Origin of the sequence: Streptococcus pseudopneumoniae (assembly GCF_001074565.1) — a bacterium.
Classification (GTDB): Bacteria; Bacillota; Bacilli; order Lactobacillales; family Streptococcaceae; genus Streptococcus; species Streptococcus pseudopneumoniae_J.
Map to the genome: position 1 here is coordinate 16681 of NZ_JUQX01000013.1, position 22521 is coordinate 39201.

Consider the following 22521-nt stretch of genomic DNA (forward strand, 5'->3'; position numbering starts at 1 on the left):
GACCTTTATAGACAATTCAAGCTATGAGTTTTAAAAAATAGCACCTCCTAAGAGATGCTATCATTTAGTAACTAGTTTACAGTTTCTTCTAAATCTTTTAACTTAACCGAAACAATCTTAGACACACCTGATTCTTGCATGGTAACTCCATAGATAGAATCCGCTGCCGCCATCGTTCCCTTACGGTGGGTCACGACGATAAACTGACTATCCTTGTCAAATCGATTGAGGTAATCCCCAAAACGTTTAACATTGGCTTCGTCCAGCGCCGCCTCTACCTCGTCCAAGATAACAAAAGGAATAGTCTTGACTCGAATGATAGAAAATAACAAGGCCAGAGCCGATAGGGCTTTTTCACCACCACTCATGAGGTTGAGAGATTGGATTTTCTTACCTGGTGGTTGAACAGAAATCTCCACACCAGCTGTTAAAAGATCGCCCTCAGTTAATATCAAGTCTGCCTGACCTCCACCAAACATCTGTCTAAAGGTCACTTTAAAGGACTCACGGATAGCCTCAAAGGTTGATTTGAATCGTTCCTTGACCTCATCATTCATCTCTGTGATGGTCTCAAGGAGTAGGTTTTTCGCAGACAAAATATCATCTCGTTGGCTATTGAGGAAATCCAAACGATTGTGGACTTCTTCGTACTGTTCAATGGCATCCAAATTGACTGGACCCAGTGAGCGAATAGCATTCTCCAAATCCTTAACCTCTTGTTCTGCCAGATTGAGATTTTCCAGTTCATGAGCCTTTTCTAGAGCCTCTGTGTAGCTGATTTGGTACTGGTCTGTTAATTGACCTTGTAAATAGCGCAAGCGTTCGCTGACCTTTTCTTTCTTGGCTTCAGCACGTGTTTGTTTGCGAATCCACTCTTCATTCTGATGACGAGCATTATCCAAATGGCTGGCAATATCATCCAGCTGACCTTCGATATCATCCAACTCAAACTGCTTGCGAATCAAACCTTGTTGGAGGTTTGTTTTCTGAGTTTTGGCCTCTTCCTCCTGCTGGCTTAGTAAAGCCGTATCCACTTTCTCAAGATTATCAACCTTTTCTTGGAGGAGACGCTGGATTTCCTCTTGCTCGATATCCAGATTATCCAGTTCCTTACCTAAGCGTTCAATATCAGTAACTCCGTACCGCTTTTGTCCTTGCAGTTCTGACTTAAGCAAGCGTGCTTGCGCTACTTGTTCCTGCAAGTTTTGATAACGTTCTTGAATTGCGTTTTTGTTAGACTTAATTTCTTCAATCTCAGTTTCCAGATTTTGCTTTTCACTGGCGATAGTAGCAAGGCGCTCTTGGCATTTTTCCTTGTCCGCTTGCCAATCTCCTTCAGTAAGGCGATTTAATTCCTCTTCTTGAAGTTTCCAAAGAGTTTCCAGTTCTTCGACCTGCTGATTGGTTTGTTGATAAGCAAGATACAAACCTTGCTCATGGATACGAGCCTGTTCTCCCTGAGATTTGATGGCTTCTAACCTGTCTGTTAATACTGCCATCTCATCTTGCAAGGTCTTCAAAGTCTCTTCTTCTGAACGAAGACTAGCTTCTTCTTCAACAATTTCTTTTTGTAATTGCTCCAGCTCTGGCTTGATGAAAATACTGTTATTCTGGCGATTAGCACCACCCGCGTAGGAACCACCTGTACGCAACTCTGTCCCATCCAGTGTCACCATACGAACTTGGTAACGAACTTGGCGAGCTGCGGCACGCGCATGTTCTACAGTATCAAAGATAGCCGTCGTAGCTAGCAAGTTCTTGAAAATGGCTTCTAATCTCTTGTCAAACGACACCAACTCATCTGCCATACCCAGAAATCCTGGACTTGCTGCAATAGCATCTTGATTCTGACTAGAAATCGTACGAGCCTTGATAGTCGTCAGTGGAAGAAAGGTTGCACGACCAGCTCTGTTGCGTTTGAGTAAATCAATCGCCTTAGTCGCCGCGTTCTCATCTTCTACGATGATGTGCTGACTGCTTGCACCAAGCGCAATTTCTAGGGCAATTTGATAATGAACATCAAAAGTCAAATGTTCACTGACTGCACCAATAATCCCACCAAGACGGTCTTTTTCTTGAAGAACACTCTTAACACCCGCATAAAAATTACTATGATTTCTTAGGATGTTTTCCAAACTCTGGGCTCTAGCCTGCTTGTTTTTGAGACTATCCAGACGGTCAAAGAGTTGACTCTGCTGGGCTTGGTAAGAAACTTTCTTCTCCTCTTGTTCCTTGGCACTAGCTTGGTAGTCAGCCAATAATTTCTGAACCTGCTCCTTGGCAGATTCAAGCTCAGCCTGTTGTTGACTGGCCTTCTCTTTAGCTGTAGCCAGTTGTTCTTTCAATTTCTCAAGTTGGTCTGCTTGTTTTTGAGATAGTTGACGGCTGTTCTCCAGTTCATTCTCGATGCGGGTCAGTTGGTTTGAGACATCCGCTTCTTCTTGTAAAAGAGCGACAAAGCGTTCGCGCAAGAGCTCGATCATCTGGTCAGGATCATCTGAAAAAGCTAGCAATTCTGCTTCTAAACGATTGAGTTCCTTGTTGTTTTCAGCTAGACTTTCCTCTAACTGAGCCAGATTTGCTTCTTTTTCAGCCTTCTCTGTACTTAGAGTCTTTCTCTTATCTTCCAAAGCAGTCAAACGGGCTTGTGCTTCTTGCTGATTGAGGGCTACCTGCTCGGACTCCAGTTTTGATAGGGCTAATTTTCGTTCTAAATCACTTATCAGATTCGTCAGATCCATCAAACTTCCTTGGTCTTTGGACATTTGAGCTTGGAGATCTTGGCGTTTCTTTTTAAGAGTTTGATTTTCTTCTTCTAACTCTTCACGCTTTTGGTAATAGCTAGTCAAAAGTTCCTGAACTTGCGTTAGTTCTTCTTCTGTTAGCTCTAGTTCAGCCTTGTTTTCCTTGATTTGGGCAACCAGTACATCCAAGTAAATTGCCTTACGTTGACCATCCAAGTCGAGAAACTTACGAGCATTCTCGGCTTGTTTTGCAAGGGGCTTGATTTGATTGTCCAACTCATAGATAATATCCTCTAAGCGGTCGAGATTGTCTTGAGTTTGTTGCAGTTTGCTTTCTGTTTCTTTTCGACGATTTTTGTACTTTAAAACTCCAGCAGCTTCTTCAAAAATGGCTCGGCGTTCTTCAGGCTTGGAATTAAAAATCTCCTCAACCTTCCCTTGAGAGATGATGGAGAAGGAATCCCGTCCCAAACCGGTATCCAAGAAGAGGTCATGAATATCACGCAAGCGCACTTTCTTTCCATCAATTCGATACTCGCTATCTCCACTACGGTAGATATGGCGTTCTACCTTAATGACTTGCCCTGCATCCTTGATAAAGCCATCTTCATTGTCCAAGGTCACGATAACAGAGGCATAATTGAGTGGTTTGCGACTTTCTGTTCCAGCAAAGATAACGTCAGGCATCTTACCACCACGAAGGCTCTTGATACTGGACTCTCCCAAGGCCCATCGCAGACTTTCTGTGATATTTGACTTTCCAGATCCATTTGGCCCAACGACAGCTGTCACACCTTGATCAAAAACGACCTTGGTCTTGTCAGCAAAAGACTTGAATCCCTGGATCTCAATCTCCTTTAAATACATGAACCCAGCCCTTTCTCAACGGCATTTTTTGCGGCCTCTTGCTCTGCTAATTTTTTAGAACGGCCTTGGCCTTTTCCGATACTCTTGCCCTCAACCAGAACTTCTACATCAAAAACCTTATCATGGGCAGGCCCCATCTCAGAGGTCACCTGGTAGCGAATATCCACATCTCCATTGACTTGGAGCAGTTCTTGCAAGTGCGTCTTGTAATCCTTAATCATTTCAAAGTCACCTGCTTCAACCTTGGGAATCATGACCTGATAGATAAACTCTTTTACCCTAGCAACATCCTTGTCTAAAAGCAACGCTCCCAAAAAGGCTTCAAAGGCATCTCCAAGAATGGTGTCACGATTGCGACCACCAGACTTTTCTTCCCCTTTTCCTAGCTTGATAAACTGATCAAACTGGCAATCACGCGCAAAACCAGCCAAACTCTCCTCACGGACAATCATAGCACGGAGTTTGGACAAATCTCCCTCTGGTTTCTTAGGATATTTTTTATACAGATATTCTGAAATCAATAATTGCAGAACAGCGTCTCCTAAAAATTCCAAGCGCTCATTGTGTGAAATTTTTAAGAGGCGGTGCTCATTGGCATAACTCGTATGAGTAAAAGCCGTTTCCAATAAATTCTTGTCTGCAAATTCGATTGCAAAACGCTTCTTTAGTACAGTTTGTAATTCTTTCATACCAACCTCTTTCTAACTGATAACAGTCTTTTTTATTATATCAAAAAAAGCCCCCTGAGTCACTTTAAAACGGGACTAGGAAAGATTTGGGTAGTTTTTGAAAAAAATTTCCAATTTTGGAGGCAATATAAAGAAAAAAGCCTTATTTAAGGCTTTCTTAGACTGTTTACATCCACCCTGAGGGAATCGAACCCCCATCTCAAGAACCGGAATCTTACGTGATATCCATTACACTAAGGGTGGAAACTTGTTCCATTATAACAAAAATTTGCTCTAATAACAAGTTTTTTTCTAGCCGTATAGCCCGTCTTAGTGGGATGCATCACCATTCCAGATAGAGTTTTTCACGATAACATAATCAACGTGCTTGAGGTCAGCAACCTTGCGTCCACCTGCGTAGGAAATGGCACTTTGCAGATCCTGCTCCATCTCAGTGAGGGTATCTTGCAAATGTCCTTTGGCAGGAAGTAAGATGCGTTTTCCTTCCACGTTTTTATAAGCTCCTTTTTGGTATTGAGAAGCTGAACCATAGTATTCTTTGAACTGTTCGCCATCGACTTCAATCGTTTTCCCTGGGCTTTCGATGTGTCCTGCAAAAAGGGAACCAATCATGACCATGCTAGCACCGAAACGGATAGACTTGGCAATGTCACCGTGTGTACGAATCCCACCATCAGCGATAATCGGTTTGCGAGCCGCCTTAGCACACCAGCGAAGGGCAGCCAACTGCCAACCGCCAGTGCCAAAACCTGTTTTCACCTTGGTGATACAAACCTTACCAGGACCGATTCCAACCTTAGTAGCATCCGCACCGGCATTTTCCAATTCACGCACAGCTTCTGGAGTTCCGACGTTACCAGCGATTACAAAAGTATCAGGTAATTCTTTCTTGATGTGCTGAATCATTGAGATCACACTATCCGCATGTCCATGAGCAATATCAATCGTGATATACTCAGGAGCATCAGCCTTGAGCTGGCTAACAAAGCCATACTCGTAATCCTTGACACCTACAGAAATGGAAGCAATGAGCCCTTGATCGTGCATACGTTTGATAAAAGTAATGCGTCCCGCTTCATCAAAACGGTGCATAATGTAGAAGTAACCGCCTTTAGCAAGTTGCTCTGCTACGTTCTCATCCAAAATCGTCTGCATATTTGCTGGCACAACAGGTAGTTTAAAAGTGTGTTTTCCAAACGTAATACTTGTATCCGCTTCTGAACGGCTTTTAATCACACATTTATTAGGGATCAACTGAATATCTTCGTAATCAAAAATTGGAAATTCATTTAACATATCGATGTCTCATTTCTTTTATAATGACCTACCTATGCTTACGCATCCCTACGCCTTTTCCCGACGTTTCCTTGATTTATTATAAACCAAAGTACAGTTTTTGTCAAATATTTGTAATAATCACATTATATCGTTCGGAAATTACTTATATAAATAGCAAAAAAGTGAAGAGATTACCTTCTCCCCACTTCTTCATCAATAATCGCTTTAAAATTTTCTTCTGAATTTTCCATCATTTCACAAAATGCACTATAGGATGAGGCATTCTGAGGTATTCGAATAGACCACTTCTTCAATTGAGCTCCATAACCAGCTACTTTTCCTATTTCACTATTTACTGACTGCTCCATACTAGGAAAAATCAGTCCAGCTTTCTCAGCTTTTAAAATATAAGAATAGGAAATCAGCTGGAACAAGTCCTCGCGGTTAATTCCTTTTTCAGTGAACTCCAGTTTTTTATATTTTGCATCTAGAACAATCTTTCGTTCTCTGTCATAAAAATCTGGATATACTTTTCGTTTCCCACCAGAAAATACTGAAATTCCATCCGTCTTATCCTTATTTCGTGGATGGATGAAACCTTTCGGCAATAAGGTGTAAACATACTCTTCCCAAAGCCAGGCAACATCAAAAAGAATACCATGGATTTTTTGCTCTTGGTATCCTAAACCATGCACTCCTCCATTTAGGATCATCAGGCAAAGATCTTGCAATTTTCTGTACTCTCGAAAGTAGGCATGACGAAGAGGTTTTGTTTGATTTAGTCTTATAATCTTAGCACGATCAGCTAGTTTATAAGCTGGAGTTACACGAGTAATTTCCGTCATATTTTCACGATTACTATCGAGCAGAACTCCGAAACTTTTCTGATTCTTTATGTACTCAATCGTATGTCGTATCAACTGCATGAGTGGATTATCATAAGTAAACTCTCTAGTTGTATAGGCAATATTTCCCATAAAAGGGAGATTTTTTTTCAGATGATTTCCAACATCTAGTACGCCCTTCACATGACTATCGTTATGGAAAAATCGCTGGTATTCCTTATAAAGACCTTTTCGGAGAGCAGCTTGAAGATACTTGGGAAGGAGGTAAACCAAGAGTTGATAGAGCTTATCTTCAGGAGATAGACCGACATCTAAACTAGTCAGATTGATATTGAGAACCTTTTGTAAAAGATAATGCAAAAAATGGTCGTTACTTTCATCAGAAAAACGAGAGGAAATCGTCAATCTTTCCTGATCACACCCCAGAAAACCAATCACATTCCCAGTCTTAATTTCCTGATTGACTGTTTCAAAAATCTTTTGGTCCTTATCTAAGTCAGGAGAATATTGCAGGTCATTTGGAAATATAAAGATACGGTCCTCTCTAGAAAGGTTATCCAGTGTTCTATCAAGAAGAGCTTGACTTAGTTTGGGATATTCTGCAACAAAGTCTTCTTTAGCAATTCTATGCTGATTATCAGTTATCCGCATCATTATCACCAGTATCTTGGGGTTCTGTTTGGTCGTTATTTGTCAGATCAAATGCTTTTTTCAATGTTGTCAGAGTTTCAGCCTCTTCATAAGAACCTCGTAAGTAATCTTCCAAAAGCGGTTTAAGATAATCAGACCAGAGTAATTCATAGTCAAAATCTACTTCTTCCAGTTTAAGGAAATAACTTGGTCCGATATGATAATGGCTATTTAGCTCCTGAACGTTTTCGATAGCAGCGTTCAAATTTCTAAGACGAAGTTTTGCTTCTTCTGCATGGATACCCAGTTCTTTATCCAACATAGCAACTTGACTTTCAGCAGTAACTTCAACAAAGCGGAAACGACGACGCATAGCAAAATCAAAGGTATCTACCGAACGGTCAATATCATTCATTGTTCCGATGATGTAAACATTTTCGGGGATATAAAACTTTTCATCAGTTTCGTGTAGATTTGCATATTGGGTAGAAACACTTCCCTTTTCACCACGGTAGCCAGGGTCAATAGAGAAAAAGAGTTCACCAAAAATCTTAGAAATCTCACCACGATTAATCTCATCGATGATGAAGACGAAATTCTTGTCTGTGTTAATCATTGGGGATACATAATCACATAAACCATAACTTTCTTTCATGTGATCCAAAACAATTTTTTGATAAGTTTCGTACTTTAAATTAGTATCTTCACCCTTGTACAAAAGATACACTTTTTCTTTGGTAGCAACAGGAGAATCAAACTTCACATTCCCTTGACTATTTAAACTGGCTGGAACAGAACTACGAGGAAAGAAGTATTGTCCTTGCTTTTCATTGATAGCATCCGTTAGCTTCCTCCACGCTTCCTCAAAATTATCTTGTCCTCCAGTTTTCTGAGCATCTATAGCATTCTGACAAAACTTCTTAAAAATACCTTCTTTTAATTTAAAAAATATACTGCCATCCTCATTTGAATCCGGTCTTAAACCCTCTACAAAATCTGTATAATCATAGGAAGGGTGAAATTGTACAAAGCCGATTTGGTCTTCGTTGTCACCCGTTAACTCCATAGCAATTTCTTTAGCAAGATAAGTTTTTCCTGTGCCAGGTGCACCACGGAGGATGAGGTTTTTGGATTTTTTTAATATATCTAAATAATCGTTAATATTTTTATTCATAACAACTTTCTCTACATTTTTTCTGTATGTACCATTTAGAATAGATTTATATAAATTGATACGTTCTGAATTTCTATCCCAGTTGATGGTTTGTCTTGTACCTTTTTTACCTTGGTATTCCCATCCACCATCTACTTTCAACCAATTAACACCAATACAATGTTTAAACTCTGTTTTTGTTTCATCAAAGTAATATGTTTTCACACATTGTCCAATACCTAAAATTTTGTTAAATCCTGAGGTAGCTATTATATAATCATTTATTTTTATGTCATGTGCAAACTTCCAAATAAATAAATTTCTCTGCTTTCCTTGCTTCAATTCTTCAGGATTATTGTAATCTAAAATATTAGATAAATTAGAATCAAAATCTATACAAGCTATATTCTCTTCTTTAAACAAAGACCAAACTTTTCCACCTCCTCCTGCAACTATCATCCAATAATTTAATTTTTCTTCCATTTTGTAGCTCCATTTTCATATTATAGGCTAGTTAGTATTTAATATTTCAAAACCCTATTTCACATATAGAATATCATATCTATTTAAAAAAGAAAAGAAATTCTAAAGAAAAAGCCCAGTGTTAGGAGCTTCAATGTCTCTTAACACTAGACTTCTTTTCAATCTTAATAATACTCACCCTGACGGTAGTCCCATGAGTTAAAGGTATCTGACAAATGCATCATGATTTTATCAATGTCAAGCCCTTTACGAATCACAACAGGAGCTGGAGATGTTGATCGTGCTCCGCCTTGTTCTGGGATAAGCTTGCCGTCTTTATCAACCATAGACACCATCACACCTTGCTCGTAGCGGGTTTCAATGGTTTTGTCAGGTTGGATTGAGGCAACGTAGTCGTCTGCTTCGATAACAAGATCCACTGCTCCTTCGATACGTTCCCCAATTCCTTCAACCTTACCACGATTTCCTTTTCCAGAAGGGTTTGCAGATGAGGCATAAACCATTTTACCTTCTTCCCAAAGTTTAGCAGCCAACTGTTCACCAGCTTTACCAAACTTGATGACAAAACAGCTAGTACCACGAACGTCTGTCATGAGTTCTTCACGACCATCACCGTATGCTTTCAATTTCTCAAAGGCTTCTGGTTTCCATGGAAGGATACAACCTAGAAGAATGTCTTCGTCCCAATGTTTTTGGTAGAAGGCTTCAATTTCTGGATTGAGTTGTGCTAAAGCGCGAAGCTCATCCATGCTTCCACAAAGTACAACACCTGGTTTGTTACGGTTACGCTCTTTAGCTTCAAACTTACGCTCAAGTCCTTCCTTATCACTAGTCATGATGATGTAACCAACTTTTGTAGGGCAAACGATACATCCGCCCTCACCTTTTAAAATGTCATAGCCTTCCTGTGAAAGTGTTCCGTTCCATTGAATGTGTTTTGTCATAGTTCTATTTCCTTTTCTATTTTTATTCTAATCCTGCCAATAGGCTGGGCGTTGTTTTTCATAAGCAGCAATCAAATCTTCGTACTGCAAGGTAATACCGATATCATCCAAACCATTTAAGAGCTTGTGTTTCCATTCACTATCGATTTCAAAAGTGAATTCTCCAACTGGTGAGATGATTTTCTGTTGTTCCAAGTCCACAGTTACCTGATCGGTCGGTTTGAGTTGGGCTAACTTTTCTCTAACCTCCCTAGGCTGAACAATGGGCAACATGCCATTATTGAGTTCATTATTATAATGAATGTCCCCGAAAGATCCTGCAATCACGACCTTAAAACCATAGTCGGCTAGAGCCCAAGCTGCGTGTTCTCTCGAAGAACCTGCCCCAAAGTTATCACCTGAGATGAGGATACTGGCTTTTCGGTATTCAGGTCGGTTAAAGACAAAGTCTGGATCCTCAGTATACTTATCGTCCAGATAACGCCAAGCATACATGAGGTACTTACCAAAGCCTTTCTTATCAATCAACTTGAGAAACTGCTTGGGGAGGATTTGGTCTGTGTCGATATTATCATTCATGAGAGGAACGGTCGTTCCCGTATAAACTGTAAATTTCTCCATATCCTCTCCTTACTGGGCCTCTGGCATTTGCCGAACATCTACGAAGCGCCCTGCGATAGCCGCTGCAGCTGCCATGGCTGGACTGCAGAGATGGGTCTTAGCACCAAATCCCTGTCTGTCTTCAAAGTTACGGTTGCTGGTTGAGGCACAGTGGACGCCATCAGGAACCTTGTCGGGATTCATCCCTAGACACATAGAGCAACCTGGATCTCTCCACTCAAAGCCAGCATCAAGGAAAACCTTGTCCAAGCCCAACTTCTCAGCAGCTCGTTTCACAGGACGAGAGCCTGGTACTACGATTGCTGTTAGATTGGGAGCTATTTTCTTTCCTTTGACAAATCGCGCAGCCAGTTGTAAATCGCTGAGACGAGCATTGGTGCACGAACCAATAAAGATATAGCCCAGTTCAATATCTGCCGGCTTTTGACCTGGCTCCAAGTCCATGTAATGATAAGCACGTTCATCGTTCATATCCTTAATTTCTGGGAAGCTACTGTCAAAGTCAACGCCCATAGCAGGATTAGTTCCCCAGGTCACCATGGGTGCCAAGTCAGAGACATCCATCTGGATAACCTTATCATAGACAGCATCATCATCACTGACAATTGTTTTCCAATCCGCCACAGCCTCTTCGAAATCCTCTGGAACACATTCTCGTCCCTTGAGATAATCATAGGTAGTTTGATCTGGATTCATGATGCCCATCTTAGAGCCAAACTCGATGGACATATTGCAGATGGTCATTCGCTCTTCCATGGTCAGAGCATCAATCGCTTCCCCACGATATTCCACCACATAGCCAACACCGCAGGCAACGCCATACTTGGCAATCAAGGCGAGAATGTAATCCTTAGAATAAACTCCTTTTTGAGGAACACCAGTGAATTCTACCAGCATTTTCTTGGGTTTGACCTGCCAGAGGGTCTGGGTGGCAAAGACATGCTCGACCTCACTAGTCCCAATCCCAAAGGCGATAGCTCCGAAAGCCCCGTGGGTGGCTGTATGGCTGTCTCCACAGACGATGAATTTTCCTGGTTGGGTCCGTCCTGTTTCTGGACCAACCATGTGAACAATCCCTTGCTTCTCAGAACCGTGGGCTGCATGTTCAATCCCAAACTCCTCAACATTTTCAGCAAGCTTATCAATTTGAGCCTTAGAAATCACATCTCGAATATCGTAGATATTGACCGTTGGTACATTATGATCAAAAGTTCCAAATGTCAAGTCTGGCCGTCTCAATCTGCGCCCCGCATCTCGTAATCCTTGAAAGGCTTGGGGACTGGTCACCTCGTGAATATAGTGTTGATCTACATACATGAGTTGGGGCTGCCCCTCTTCTCCTGTGATGACATGACGGTCCCATAATTTATCAAAAATCGATTTTCCTGCCATCTATTACCTCCAAATGAAATATAAGGCTACAAGTGTGGTTACCATCCCAAGGAACCAAACCGTTTTAAAATACCATTTTCTAGTCTTGTGGTGAAAGGTCATTCCTGCTAACCAAGCGCCAAATCCACCACAGACAAGTGCTATAGTCAAGAGAATTTTCTCTGGGATGCGCCAAGCACCTCTCCTTGCCTTGGATTTGTCAATGCCATAAATCAAGAAAACCATGACATTCCAAATCAAAAGAACTAGAGTAATTTTTTCATCTAACTTCATAACCTTGCAATAATAGCTTCCGTCATTTCCTTGGTCGAAGCCTGACCTCCTATATCTCTTGTTAAAATGCCTGCTGCCAAACTGGCTTCTATAGCTTGTTCGATACGCCCTGCATCCTCAGAACGCCCAAAACTATCTCTCAGCATCATGGCAACTGATAAAATCATGGAAATAGGATTGGCAATTCCTTGACCTGCAATATCAGGTGCCGAACCATGAATAGGTTCATAAAGACTTGGACCTTTTTCAGAATGACTAGCTGATGGCATGACTCCAAGCGTGCCAGATAGAACGCTTGATTCATCTGATAGAATATCTCCGAAAAGATTTTCTGTCACGATGACATCAAATTTAGCAGGATTTGTAATCATAAGCATGGCAGCTGAGTCCACTAACTGGTGTTCCAAGGTTACATCTGGGAAATCCTGCGCAACCTCCTCAGCTACTCTCCGCCAGAGTTTTGATGTCGCTAGAACATTTTGCTTATCGATACTAGTAACGATTTTTCTGCGACTTCTTGCAATTTCAAAAGCCTTGCGAATAATCCGCTCCACTTCCTCATAGCTATAGTCGTTGATATCACGCGCTTTGCGCTCTTCTAGGATATGATCTCCAAAGTAAATCCCACCTGTCAACTCACGCACCACGACAAAGTCTACACCAGCAATTCGTTCCGATTTGAGAGGTGACAAATGCTTGAGACTGTCAAAAATCTTAACAGGTCTAATATTGGCATAGAGATTGAGTTCCTTACGAAGAGCCAGCAAGCCTTGTTCAGGGCGAATCGCTGCCCCATCATACTGGGGACTACCGATAGCCGCAAGGAGAATAGCATCTGCTTCTCTACTTGCCTTGAGGGTTTCATCAGGTAAGGGATGCCCCGTAGCATCAATACCTGCACCTCCAAAGGTGCGTCTATCTATTTCATAGTCAAAACCTGTTTTTGAAGCTAGAGCTTCCAGAACTGCTAAACCAGCTTCCATGATTTCTGGACCAATTCCATCCCCTGCTAGAGCTACTATTTTCTTTGTCATAGCCTTCTCCTTTACACACTAGGCATGTCTCGGTAGGAAACGCTGCGCCCCATCTCACCAGCATTCTCTTTTTGAACAAAGGTATTGGCATTGATATAAGCAATCGCCGAAGCCTTCAATACATCGAAGTCAAGACCTGTCGCGTTAAAGATGGTCTCTGTATCTCTGTTTTCAACAGTAACCAAGACACGAGCTTGAGCATCAATTCCATCTGTCACAGCATCAATGGTATAGGACACCAAACGGACGGATTGATTAAAGAACTTATCGATAGCGTTAAAGATTGCTTCAACGGAACCTTGCCCTGTCGCATTAAATTCAACTTTCTCACCATCCATATTAGCCAGGCTAACAAGCGCTTCAATATCATTGTCTGCATGAGCTTGAAGTTGTAAATCATCAAAGTGGAAGCCTTCTGGATTTTCAACCATGGTTCCAGCGATCAGCGCACGAATATCTGCATCTGTGATTTCTTGTTTCTTGTCCGCTAGTGCCTTGAACTTAGCAAAGAGTGGTTTGATATCCTCTTCTGTAAAATCTAGGGCCAATTCTCTTAGTTTTTCAACAAAGGCATGGCGACCTGACAATTTTCCAAGCGGAAGACTGTTACTCTTGACACCGACCAATTCAGGTGTAATGATTTCATAGGTAAGAGGATTTTTAAGAACTCCATCTTGGTGAATACCAGACTCGTGAGAGAAGGCATTACCACCAACGACAGCCTTGTTTTTAGGAACTGGAATACCAGAGAAGCGAGAAACCATTTCTGACGTATTAATGGTTTCATTTAGGACAATACTTGTCTCTGCCCGATAGTAATCTTGGCGAATATTGAGGGCCACTGCTATTTCTTCCAAAGCAGCATTCCCAGCTCGCTCCCCAATACCATTGATAGTCCCTTCAACACGTCTTGCACCGTTCTTGACAGCAGCAAGGCTGTTAGCCACTGCCATTCCGAGGTCATCATGACAGTGAGGTGAATAGATAATCTGACGATCCGTCTTGATATTCTCAATCAAGTATTTGAAGATAGCTCCGTACTCTTCTGGCGTGATGAATCCAACCGTGTCAGGGATATTGATATAAGACGCACCAGCATCCACCGCTGTTTGAACGACTTGCAAGAGGAAATCCAACTCTGTTCTAGTCGCATCTTCAGGAGAGAATTCGACGATTTCAAACTTAGAACGTGCGTAAGAAACATGCTCCTTAATAGCTTCTAAAATCTCTTCCTTGCTCTTATTGAGCTTATACTTACGATGAATAGGACTAGTAGCGATAAAGACGTGAACCTGTGGATACTTAGCATCCTTGAGCGCCTCGTAACAAGCATCAATATCTGACTTGACCGAACGTGCTAAACCAGTCACGGCTGTTTTCTTCAAGACCTTAGCAATCTCCTGAACTGCTGTAAATGAGTCTGGGCTAGCAGCTGGAAAACCAGCTTCGATGGCTGAAATGCCCCATTTCTCCAGCTGTCTCGCTATGGCAATCTTTTCCTTGATTGAAAAGTTAACACCTGGTGTCTGCTCTCCATCCCGAAGGCTGGTATCTAGAAATTCAACTGTTCGCATAAGATTTCCCCTTTTCCAAATGTGGTTGTAAAAAAACATCTCGCTTAGAGGCCCAAGCGAGATGTTGATTTACTCCCGCTTGGTAAGCCAAACAGGACTAATGCTTTTGCACTAGCCCGAGTACCTCAACAACAAAGCAAATTGATTAAACTTAGCTGTTTTCATGTTTGACTTTCTCCTTCGTTTGATGTCTTGTTTAGTATTTTAGCATAGGAAAAATCTCTTGTCAAGAAAAAATCCAATATTTTCTGAAAATTTCTTCAGTAAAGAATATTTTGCTAATTGAAAGTATTTGAAAACACAAGGGAATTTCCTTACTTTTTCAAAGTCAAATTCCAACTGATTTCTAGCAAATCTAGAACGTCATCATCAGATAAACTATCATCAAGAGTAAGACTAATCCAGTAGCGTTTGTTCATATGAAAGGCTGGATAAATGCCTTTTTTTGAAAGCAAATCAGCTACTTGGTCGTGTTTGAGGTTGACTGCTTCGACTAGCCCTTCTCTCCCCTTTTCCAGCTTATCCCATGGGATTCTCATCAAAACAGCATACCACTTTTTATTGCCTTCATGTCTTAACACTGCTGTATCAGGCGATTTCTCCCAAAGATACTCCAATTGATTACCATATTTTTTCTGAACTTGAGCCATGATACGCTTAGTCTGAGGGCAGATAACATCCTGCATATCAAAGCAAGCCTTCCGAATCTGGTAAAGAATCTCCAAACAAGCCTCACGGATACTTGCAACAAAACTTCCCCGCATGCTTTCCATATGTACTTGAGGATAGAGGTCACCCGTTTCCTGGTCAAAAACCTGAAAGCTCACATTATCAGGAGTGATAGAGACTGTCATGAAAAAGTCACCCTGCAAAATCTGGCAACTATAGGTCCAGACTTCTCCATTTTCTACAAAACCATAGGCATGAGCTTTTTCTTTATTAAACTGATAGGATTTAAAAATTTCAAACATAAGTGAAAACTGCTACCAAAAGCTAGCAGTTCCTTTCTATTTTTTAAAAGACAACCTTAGTTCCATGCAATTGTGTCACGCCTAGCTGGTCGATAAAGGTTTGGCGGTTGTCCAAGTCAATCCCGCCACCTGGTAAGATTTCAATTTTACCTTTTGCATGTTCCAAAATTCTGTGATAGTGTTCAAAACGTTTCTCTAGCGAGTCCCCAGACACACCAGCACGAGTTAAGATACGAGTGACACCAGCTTGGCTGAGCCAGTCAATGGCCTCCAATTGCTCTTCATCACTCAATTCATCAAAGGCCATATGGAAGACAATTTCCATTCCTTTAGATGCGGCAATCAGCTTCTCCAGATTAGCTTTATCCAACTTCTTATCAGCAGTTAATGCCCCAAAAACGACTCCTTGACTTCCAGCCTGCGCAGTCAAACGGATGTCTTCCAGCATAATTGCTATTTCAAAATCAGTATAGACAAAATCGCCACCACGGGGACGAATCATAGTCATAATGGTCGTATCGTAGTTAGATGCCAGTTCAACCGCTGCCTTGGTCACTCCATAGCTAGGTGTTGTTCCTCCTACTGCTAGATTGTCACAAAGTTCGATTCGACGAGCTCCAGCCTGCATCGCTTTTTCAAGCAAGGTCACATTTTCAGCACAAAATTCGTAAATCATTTGATTCTCCTTGATGTTTTCTTTAAATTTATTATATCATATTATTTTAAATATGCTTTCATTTTTATCAAGGCAAATAACTACTATTTTTATCTATTCTTTGTCAGGAATGACTTTAAAGAGATAGTAGGTGATAAAGATAGTCAAGGCTCCCAGACCGATTTTGACTGGCAAAAGAGGGGCAAAATAAATAGAAATCCCCATCAAGATATAGATAGATACGATGATTTTTTTCTTTCGTTCTCGCGCTATTGACTTGGTTTCCCGAAAGTCAGCTACATAGGTCTGATAAATCTTTGTATGATAAAGCCAGTCTTCAAAACGCTTAGAAGATTTTGAAAAGCAAGCGATAGCTAACAAAAGAAAGGGAGTTGTTGGTAAAAGTGGTAGGACAACTCCAATAACAGCTAAAGCCAGTGAAATAAAGCCAATACTGAGGTAAATGATACGCATGATTTCTCCTAGATAAATTACTCTTCCTCTAGTTTCGCATACAAGGAGGAAATTTGTCAAGCCTCAACAAAAAAAGAGCCTGAAATTCATTTTCAGGACTCTGCATTCTATTTAATTTTTTCCTCTTCGTAGTCGCCATTACTACATACAACCTGCTTACCACCACCACGGACCTTTTTCTCCACAAGGAAGTGTCCGCATTTTGGACAATCACGTCCAATTGGTTTATCCCAGGAAGTAAATTCGCATTCTGGGTAACGATTGCAACCATAGAAGATACGATTACGCTTGGTTTTGCGTTCGATGATTTGTCCTTGATGACAGCTTGGACACTCGACACCAATCTCCTTAACAATCGCTTGTGTGTGACGGCAGTCTGGGAAATTGCTACAAGCATAGAATTTACCAAAACGACCGAGCTTAATCACCATCGGGCTGCCACAAACTTCACAGTCAAATCCAGCTGGCTCATCCTTGATCTGGATTTTTTCCATTTCAGCTTCAGCCTTGGCCACTTCTTTGGAGAATGGTTTATAAAATTCGTCAATAACACGTTGCCACTGCTCTTTTCCAACTTCGACATCATCCAGTTTTCCTTCCATTTCAGCTGTAAAGGTCACGTTTACGATGTCTGGGAAATATTCAACGATGAGCTTGTTAACAATTTCTCCTAATTCTGTTGGTTCAAAACGTTTAGCAGCCAGACGAACGTAGTAACGTTTTTGGATGGTTTCAATGGTCGGAGCATAAGTTGAAGGACGTCCAACACCATTTTCTTCCAAGGTCTTGATAAGGGTCGCTTCCGAATAGCGAGCTGGCGGTTGGGTGAAATGTTGTTCTGGCTTGCTATTGACCTGCTTGACCACATCTCCTACTACCATATCTGGCAACATCTTGTTCTTATCAGAGTCATTATAAATAGCAAGATAACCATCAAACTTAACTTGGCTTCCATTTGCTGCGAACTGAACTCCATTTTGAGAGAGCTTGACAGCCATGGTATCAAAGATAGCTCCCGTCATCTGGCTCGCTACAAAACGGTTCCAGATAAGGGTATAAAGCTTAAGCTGGTCTTTGTCCAAGTACTTAGCGATGCTTTCTGGTGTATTAAAGACGCTAGATGGACGAATGGCTTCGTGAGCATCCTGAGCACCTGAGGCATTCTTGACCTTGCTACCATGCTTGGAATACTTGCTACCAAAACGGTCGTTAATGTAGCTTGCCGCTTCGTTCTGAGCCACAGGACTGATACGAGTCGAGTCTGTACGCATATAGGTAATCAAACCTTGCACACCCGATCCGATATTGATCCCTTCATAGAGCTGTTGAGCCACCATCATGGTCTTTCGAGTACGGAAATTAATTTTGTTAGCCGCATCCATCTGCATGGTTGAAGTCGTATAAGGTAGGGGCGCATTGCGTTTGCGTTCTTTCTTATCTACCTGGTCTACTGTGAAATCTTTACTAGTCAAATGGGACAAGACTTCTTTGACTTCTTCGTTGGTGGTCAATTTCATCTTTTTGCCATTCATACCATAGAAAGAAGCCTGAAATTGCTTGGTTCCCTTCTTAAAGACACCATCAATTGTCCAGTATTCTTCCGGTTGGAAGGCATTGATTTCATTTTCACGGTCAATGATGAGCTTAAGGGCAACCGACTGCACGCGTCCTGCTGATAAGCCCTTCTTGACCTTCTTCCACAAAATTGGCGAAATCGAATACCCTACCAAGCGGTCTAAGACTCGACGAGCTTGTTGGGCGTCGACCAAGTCCATATCAATCTTACGAGGTTCTTTAAAGGCATTTTTTACTGCGTCTTTGGTGATTTCATTAAAGACTACACGGTTGGCATCATTCTCATCCAAGTTGAGAATGTGAGCCAAATGCCAGGAAATTGCTTCTCCTTCACGGTCCGGGTCACTCGCCAGAAAGACTTTATTAGCCTTTTTGGCTTCTTTTTTCAGATCATTGATGAGAGGACCCTTGCCTCGGATATTGATATACTGCGGTTCATAGTTATTTTCAATGTCGACTGACATACTGGATTTTTTCAAATCACGGATATGCCCGACACTGGCTAAAACCTTGTAATTTCTACCTAGGTATTTCTCAATCGTTTTCGCCTTGGCAGGCGACTCCACGATGACTAGATTTTTTTTAACTGTTGATTTTTTCTTCTTTGTTGCCGTAGCCACACTATCACACCTTTTCAAAGTAATAAACTTTATAAAGTGTAAACCATTTTTAAAGACCTGTCAAGACTTAACTCCTATATTTATAGAAGAAAAGTTTATCTGAGTGAACAAATTTCTCCTTAAAATTCAAACTCAGCCAGCACATCTTGACCGCTGGTGACCAGTTTTGCTCCCTCTTGGATCAGGTGGTGACAGCCATCTGAATGGCCATCTAAAATGTTCCCTGGAATGGCAAAGACATCGCGCCCTTCCTCCATAGCACGCTCACAGGTGATGAGACTGCCCGAACGCATCCTTGCCTCTGCTACAATAACCCCACGACACAGTCCTGCTATGATACGATTTCGAGCTGGAAAATGAAATTTCAGAGGTTGCTCGCCAGGTCCATATTCACTGAGAACCAGATGGTCATTGCCAATGTACTCCTGCAAACGTTTATTGGCTTTAGGATAAAACACATCCAATCCTGTTCCAATCACAGCAATCGTTTTTCCACCATTTTGGAGTGCAGCCATATGGGCAGCCGTATCAATCCCTTTGGCCAAACCACTGACTACGATTAACTCGTTTTCCAAACCTTGAATGACTCTCTGAACCGACTTTGCACCCTGACTAGAACATGAACGACTCCCTACAACAGCAACCTTTGGAAACTTCAGCAAGTCTAGATTTCCCTTATAAAACAAGAGTGCTGGAGCATCGTAAATCTCACTCAGATCCCAAGGATAACAGTCATCAAGAATAGAAAAGGATGGAAATTTCTGAAACTCCTTCTCCAACTGTGCATCATCTATCTGGAAATAGCGTTCCATAAAGACAGCAGGATTACGGCACCCCGATATTTCTGCAATATCACCTAGCAAGAGCTCCTGATCTACAGTCTCATCGTATTCAAGAACAGTTAAAATTTGTTGATTGGTCAGCCCAGCTTTTCTCAATTTGTAAATCTCATAGTTTGTAATCTTCATGAGCAACTCCATTTCTTCTTTTCTACTTACCTATCTATTCGTAAAAAAATAAAAAGAAGACCAAGAATCTTCTTTTTTTCATTTATTCAGCTTTAGTAGTTGACCAGCTACTTTCAACCATCGGTAAGATTGTTTTTAAAGTTTCCCCATCTCCTTCAAGTGAAACATAGCGGATTTTACCATCATTTGATCGGAAAACCCAGGTAACAAGGTATTTCCCTGACTTAGCAATTGCGTTGACAACATAGGCTTCATAGCCTCCAATGGTCGATTTGGAGCCCCAAACCTTACTGAAATCAGAGCTTTGTTCTTTGGAAGTTAAAATACTAGATGAGACAGTCACAACATCCAGTTTAGCATATTCTTCTTCGCTGATATTGAACTGCTCAGCCTTGAAGGTATTCAGCGTAACAATGTTGATATCTGTTCCATCACTATACTGTATATCATTTCCACCTTCTACTTCATGGAATTGAACCCATGATTTGGGTACCTTGACAAAACCATATTCATTCGAACCGATGATTTGCGTCTCTTCCTTTTTCGCTTCAGAAACAGTAGAACTAGAGCTACTCGTTTCCTGACTACTAGAAGAACTAACAACTGCAGACGAACTTTCTTCGGTTGCTGTTTGTGATTTATTAGAGCATGAAGCTAAAAAAACACTAGCAGTAACAACAGTTCCTAAAATTAATAATTTTTTCATCCTATCACCTTTCCATCTGCATTATAAGAAAAATAAGGACTTCTGTCAAATTCTAACTTGATCTTTTCTGTCACTTGATAATTTTGCCCGCTCTCATTTAAAGCAAAAACTCTTGAGAAATCTTCAAGAGTTTTGTTTCAACTTTCTATTCTTCATCCATGCTCAAGACGCTAAGGAAGGCTTCTTGTGGGACTTCTACTGATCCGATAGCTTTCATGCGTTTCTTACCAGCTTTTTGTTTTTCAAGGAGTTTGCGTTTACGAGAAACGTCACCTCCGTAACACTTGGCAAGTACATTCTTACGAAGGGCCTTGATATCAGTACGGGCCACGATCTTGTGCCCAATAGCTGCTTGAATCGGCACTTCAAATTGTTGACGAGGGATGATTTTTTTGAGCTTATCAACGATGAGTTTCCCACGTTCGTAGGCAAAGTCCTTATGAACGATAAAACTGAGGGCATCCACCTTATCACCATTGAGAAGGATATCCATTTTGACCAGCTTAGATGGGCGGTACTCTGACAATTCATAGTCAAAACTTGCATAACCACGTGTTGAAGACTTGAGCTTATCAAAGAAGTCAAAGACGATTTCAGCAAGTGGAATTTGATAGATGACATTGACACGATTGTCATCAATATAATCCATGGTCACAAAGTCTCCACGTTTACGTTGAGCCAATTCCATAACTGCTCCGACAAACTCCTGCGGTACCATGATTTGAGCCTTGACATAAGGTTCTTCAATAGTCGCGATCTTAGTTGGATCAGGAAACTCAGACGGGTTAGACACATCCATAGACTCACCGTCAGTTTGGTTAACCTTATAGATAACAGATGGAGCTGTCATGATGAGGTCAATGTTGAACTCACGTTCTAAACGCTCTTGGATAACATCCATATGGAGAAGCCCAAGGAATCCACAACGGAAACCAAATCCGAGTGCCTGCGATGTTTCTGGTTCAAACTGCAAGCTAGCATCGTTGAGTTGCAATTTTTCAAGGGCTTCACGAAGGTCATTGTACTTGTTTGACTCGATTGGGTAAAGTCCTGCAAAGACCATAGGGTTCATCTGCTTGTACCCATCTAGCGGTTCTGCTGCTGGATTGCTTGCTAGGGTCACTGTATCACCAACACGCGTATCTTGAACCGTCTTGATGGAAGCCGCAATATAACCAACGTCACCAGTCGCTAGGAAATCACGCCCGACTGCTTTCGGTGTGAAAATTCCGACCTCAGTGACATCAAAGGTCTTGCTATTGCTCATGAGCTGAATCTTATCGCCAGGTTTAACCACTCCGTCCATAACACGAACTTGGAGAATAACCCCGCGGTAAGCATCATAAACTGAGTCAAAAATTAAGGCTTTTAATGGAGCTGAAACATCACCAGTTGGAGCTGGTACTTTTTCAACAATTTGCTCAAGAATCTCTTCGATACCAATACCAGCTTTGGCTGATGCTAAGACCGCTTCGCTGGCATCTAGTCCGATGACATCCTCAATCTCTGTACGCACACGTTCTGGATCGGCTGCTGGTAGGTCAATCTTGTTAATGACTGGCAGAATTTCCAAATCATTGTCCAAGGCTAGATAAACGTTGGCAAGAGTTTGTGCCTCAATTCCTTGGGCAGCATCTACCACCAAAATCGCTCCTTCACAGGCAGCGAGCGAACGCGACACTTCATAGGTAAAGTCCACGTGCCCAGGTGTGTCAATCAAGTGGAAAATATAGGTCTCGCCATCTTTTGCAGTGTAATTGAGCTCAATGGCATTGAGTTTAATGGTAATTCCACGTTCACGCTCAAGATCCATACTATCCAAAAGCTGGGCTTGCATTTCACGACTTGAAACCGTCTCTGTCTTTTCCAAAATGCGGTCTGCAAGCGTTGACTTTCCGTGGTCAATATGGGCGATAATAGAGAAGTTGCGGATCTTCTCCTGTCGTTTCTTTAATTCTTCTAAGTTCATGATGCTCTTCCTTTCAGGGTATCTATTAATTATAAATTGTTTTTAACATTTTGACA

General features: G+C 41.5%; 18 protein-coding genes and 1 tRNA gene. All 19 read right to left on the reverse strand.

Annotated elements, in window-relative coordinates; genetic code table 11:
- Window positions 1–71: 71 nt before the first annotated feature.
- Window positions 72–3611 carry a chromosome segregation protein SMC gene (gene smc / locus ADI74_RS01315; RefSeq protein WP_049536550.1) on the reverse strand — a complete coding sequence of 1180 codons (3540 nt, stop codon included), beginning with the start codon at window positions 3609–3611 and terminating at the stop codon, window positions 72–74.
- Complete coding sequence (rnc, locus tag ADI74_RS01320; RefSeq protein ID WP_049536552.1) at window positions 3602–4300, reverse strand: ribonuclease III; 699 nt, start codon at window positions 4298–4300, stop codon at window positions 3602–3604. Before rnc ends, smc begins: the two co-directional genes overlap by 10 nt.
- A gap of 171 nt (window positions 4301–4471) precedes the next feature.
- Window positions 4472–4543 (reverse strand) — tRNA-Arg (locus tag ADI74_RS01325).
- Between the two features lie 66 nt (window positions 4544–4609).
- Window positions 4610–5596 carry a GMP reductase gene (locus tag ADI74_RS01330; RefSeq protein ID WP_049536554.1) on the reverse strand — a complete coding sequence of 329 codons (987 nt, stop codon included), beginning with the start codon at window positions 5594–5596 and terminating at the stop codon, window positions 4610–4612.
- 173 nt (window positions 5597–5769) lie between these two features.
- The gene (locus tag ADI74_RS01335) at window positions 5770–7074 is read right to left on the reverse strand and encodes an McrC family protein (RefSeq protein WP_049536555.1); all 1305 of its coding nucleotides are present in this window, start codon (window positions 7072–7074) and stop codon (window positions 5770–5772) included.
- A complete protein-coding gene (locus ADI74_RS01340) occupies window positions 7061–8689 on the reverse strand; it encodes an AAA family ATPase (RefSeq protein ID WP_049536557.1) in 1629 nt (542 codons plus the stop codon). Before ADI74_RS01340 ends, ADI74_RS01335 begins: the two co-directional genes overlap by 14 nt.
- 164 nt (window positions 8690–8853) lie before the next feature.
- Complete coding sequence (locus ADI74_RS01345; protein WP_049536559.1) at window positions 8854–9633, reverse strand: L-threonylcarbamoyladenylate synthase; 780 nt, start codon at window positions 9631–9633, stop codon at window positions 8854–8856.
- A gap of 27 nt (window positions 9634–9660) precedes the next feature.
- Window positions 9661–10254 carry a 3-isopropylmalate dehydratase small subunit gene (gene leuD / locus ADI74_RS01350; protein ID WP_049536560.1) on the reverse strand — a complete coding sequence of 198 codons (594 nt, stop codon included), beginning with the start codon at window positions 10252–10254 and terminating at the stop codon, window positions 9661–9663.
- A 9-nt stretch (window positions 10255–10263) separates the two neighbouring features.
- On the reverse strand, window positions 10264–11646 hold the full coding sequence (leuC, locus tag ADI74_RS01355) for a 3-isopropylmalate dehydratase large subunit (protein ID WP_049536563.1): 1383 nt from the start codon (window positions 11644–11646) through the stop codon (window positions 10264–10266).
- Between the two features lie 3 nt (window positions 11647–11649).
- A complete protein-coding gene (locus ADI74_RS01360) occupies window positions 11650–11919 on the reverse strand; it encodes a DUF1294 domain-containing protein (RefSeq protein WP_049536564.1) in 270 nt (89 codons plus the stop codon).
- Window positions 11916–12953, reverse strand: a complete 1038-nt coding sequence (gene leuB / locus ADI74_RS01365; protein WP_049536565.1) for a 3-isopropylmalate dehydrogenase — start codon at window positions 12951–12953, stop codon at window positions 11916–11918. Before leuB ends, ADI74_RS01360 begins: the two co-directional genes overlap by 4 nt.
- Window positions 12954–12964: 11 nt before the next feature.
- Complete coding sequence (locus tag ADI74_RS01370; protein WP_049536566.1) at window positions 12965–14527, reverse strand: 2-isopropylmalate synthase; 1563 nt, start codon at window positions 14525–14527, stop codon at window positions 12965–12967.
- 314 nt (window positions 14528–14841) lie between these two features.
- Entirely contained in the window at window positions 14842–15498 is a 657-nt protein-coding gene (locus tag ADI74_RS01375) for an MmcQ/YjbR family DNA-binding protein (RefSeq protein ID WP_049536567.1), read from the reverse strand.
- A gap of 43 nt (window positions 15499–15541) precedes the next feature.
- Window positions 15542–16174 carry a copper homeostasis protein CutC gene (locus tag ADI74_RS01380; protein WP_049536568.1) on the reverse strand — a complete coding sequence of 211 codons (633 nt, stop codon included), beginning with the start codon at window positions 16172–16174 and terminating at the stop codon, window positions 15542–15544.
- A 93-nt stretch (window positions 16175–16267) separates the two neighbouring features.
- The gene (locus ADI74_RS01385) at window positions 16268–16627 is read right to left on the reverse strand and encodes a YbaN family protein (protein ID WP_049536569.1); all 360 of its coding nucleotides are present in this window, start codon (window positions 16625–16627) and stop codon (window positions 16268–16270) included.
- A 107-nt stretch (window positions 16628–16734) separates the two neighbouring features.
- Window positions 16735–18822 (reverse strand): type I DNA topoisomerase, encoded by a 2088-nt coding sequence (topA, locus tag ADI74_RS01390; protein WP_049536570.1) that lies wholly within the window; start codon window positions 18820–18822, stop codon window positions 16735–16737.
- A gap of 119 nt (window positions 18823–18941) precedes the next feature.
- Window positions 18942–19790 carry a DNA-processing protein DprA gene (gene dprA / locus ADI74_RS01395; protein ID WP_049536571.1) on the reverse strand — a complete coding sequence of 283 codons (849 nt, stop codon included), beginning with the start codon at window positions 19788–19790 and terminating at the stop codon, window positions 18942–18944.
- An 82-nt stretch (window positions 19791–19872) separates the two neighbouring features.
- Window positions 19873–20496, reverse strand: a complete 624-nt coding sequence (locus ADI74_RS01400; protein WP_049536572.1) for a hypothetical protein — start codon at window positions 20494–20496, stop codon at window positions 19873–19875.
- Between the two features lie 145 nt (window positions 20497–20641).
- On the reverse strand, window positions 20642–22465 hold the full coding sequence (gene lepA, locus ADI74_RS01405) for a translation elongation factor 4 (protein WP_049536573.1): 1824 nt from the start codon (window positions 22463–22465) through the stop codon (window positions 20642–20644).
- Window positions 22466–22521 lie beyond the last annotated feature (56 nt).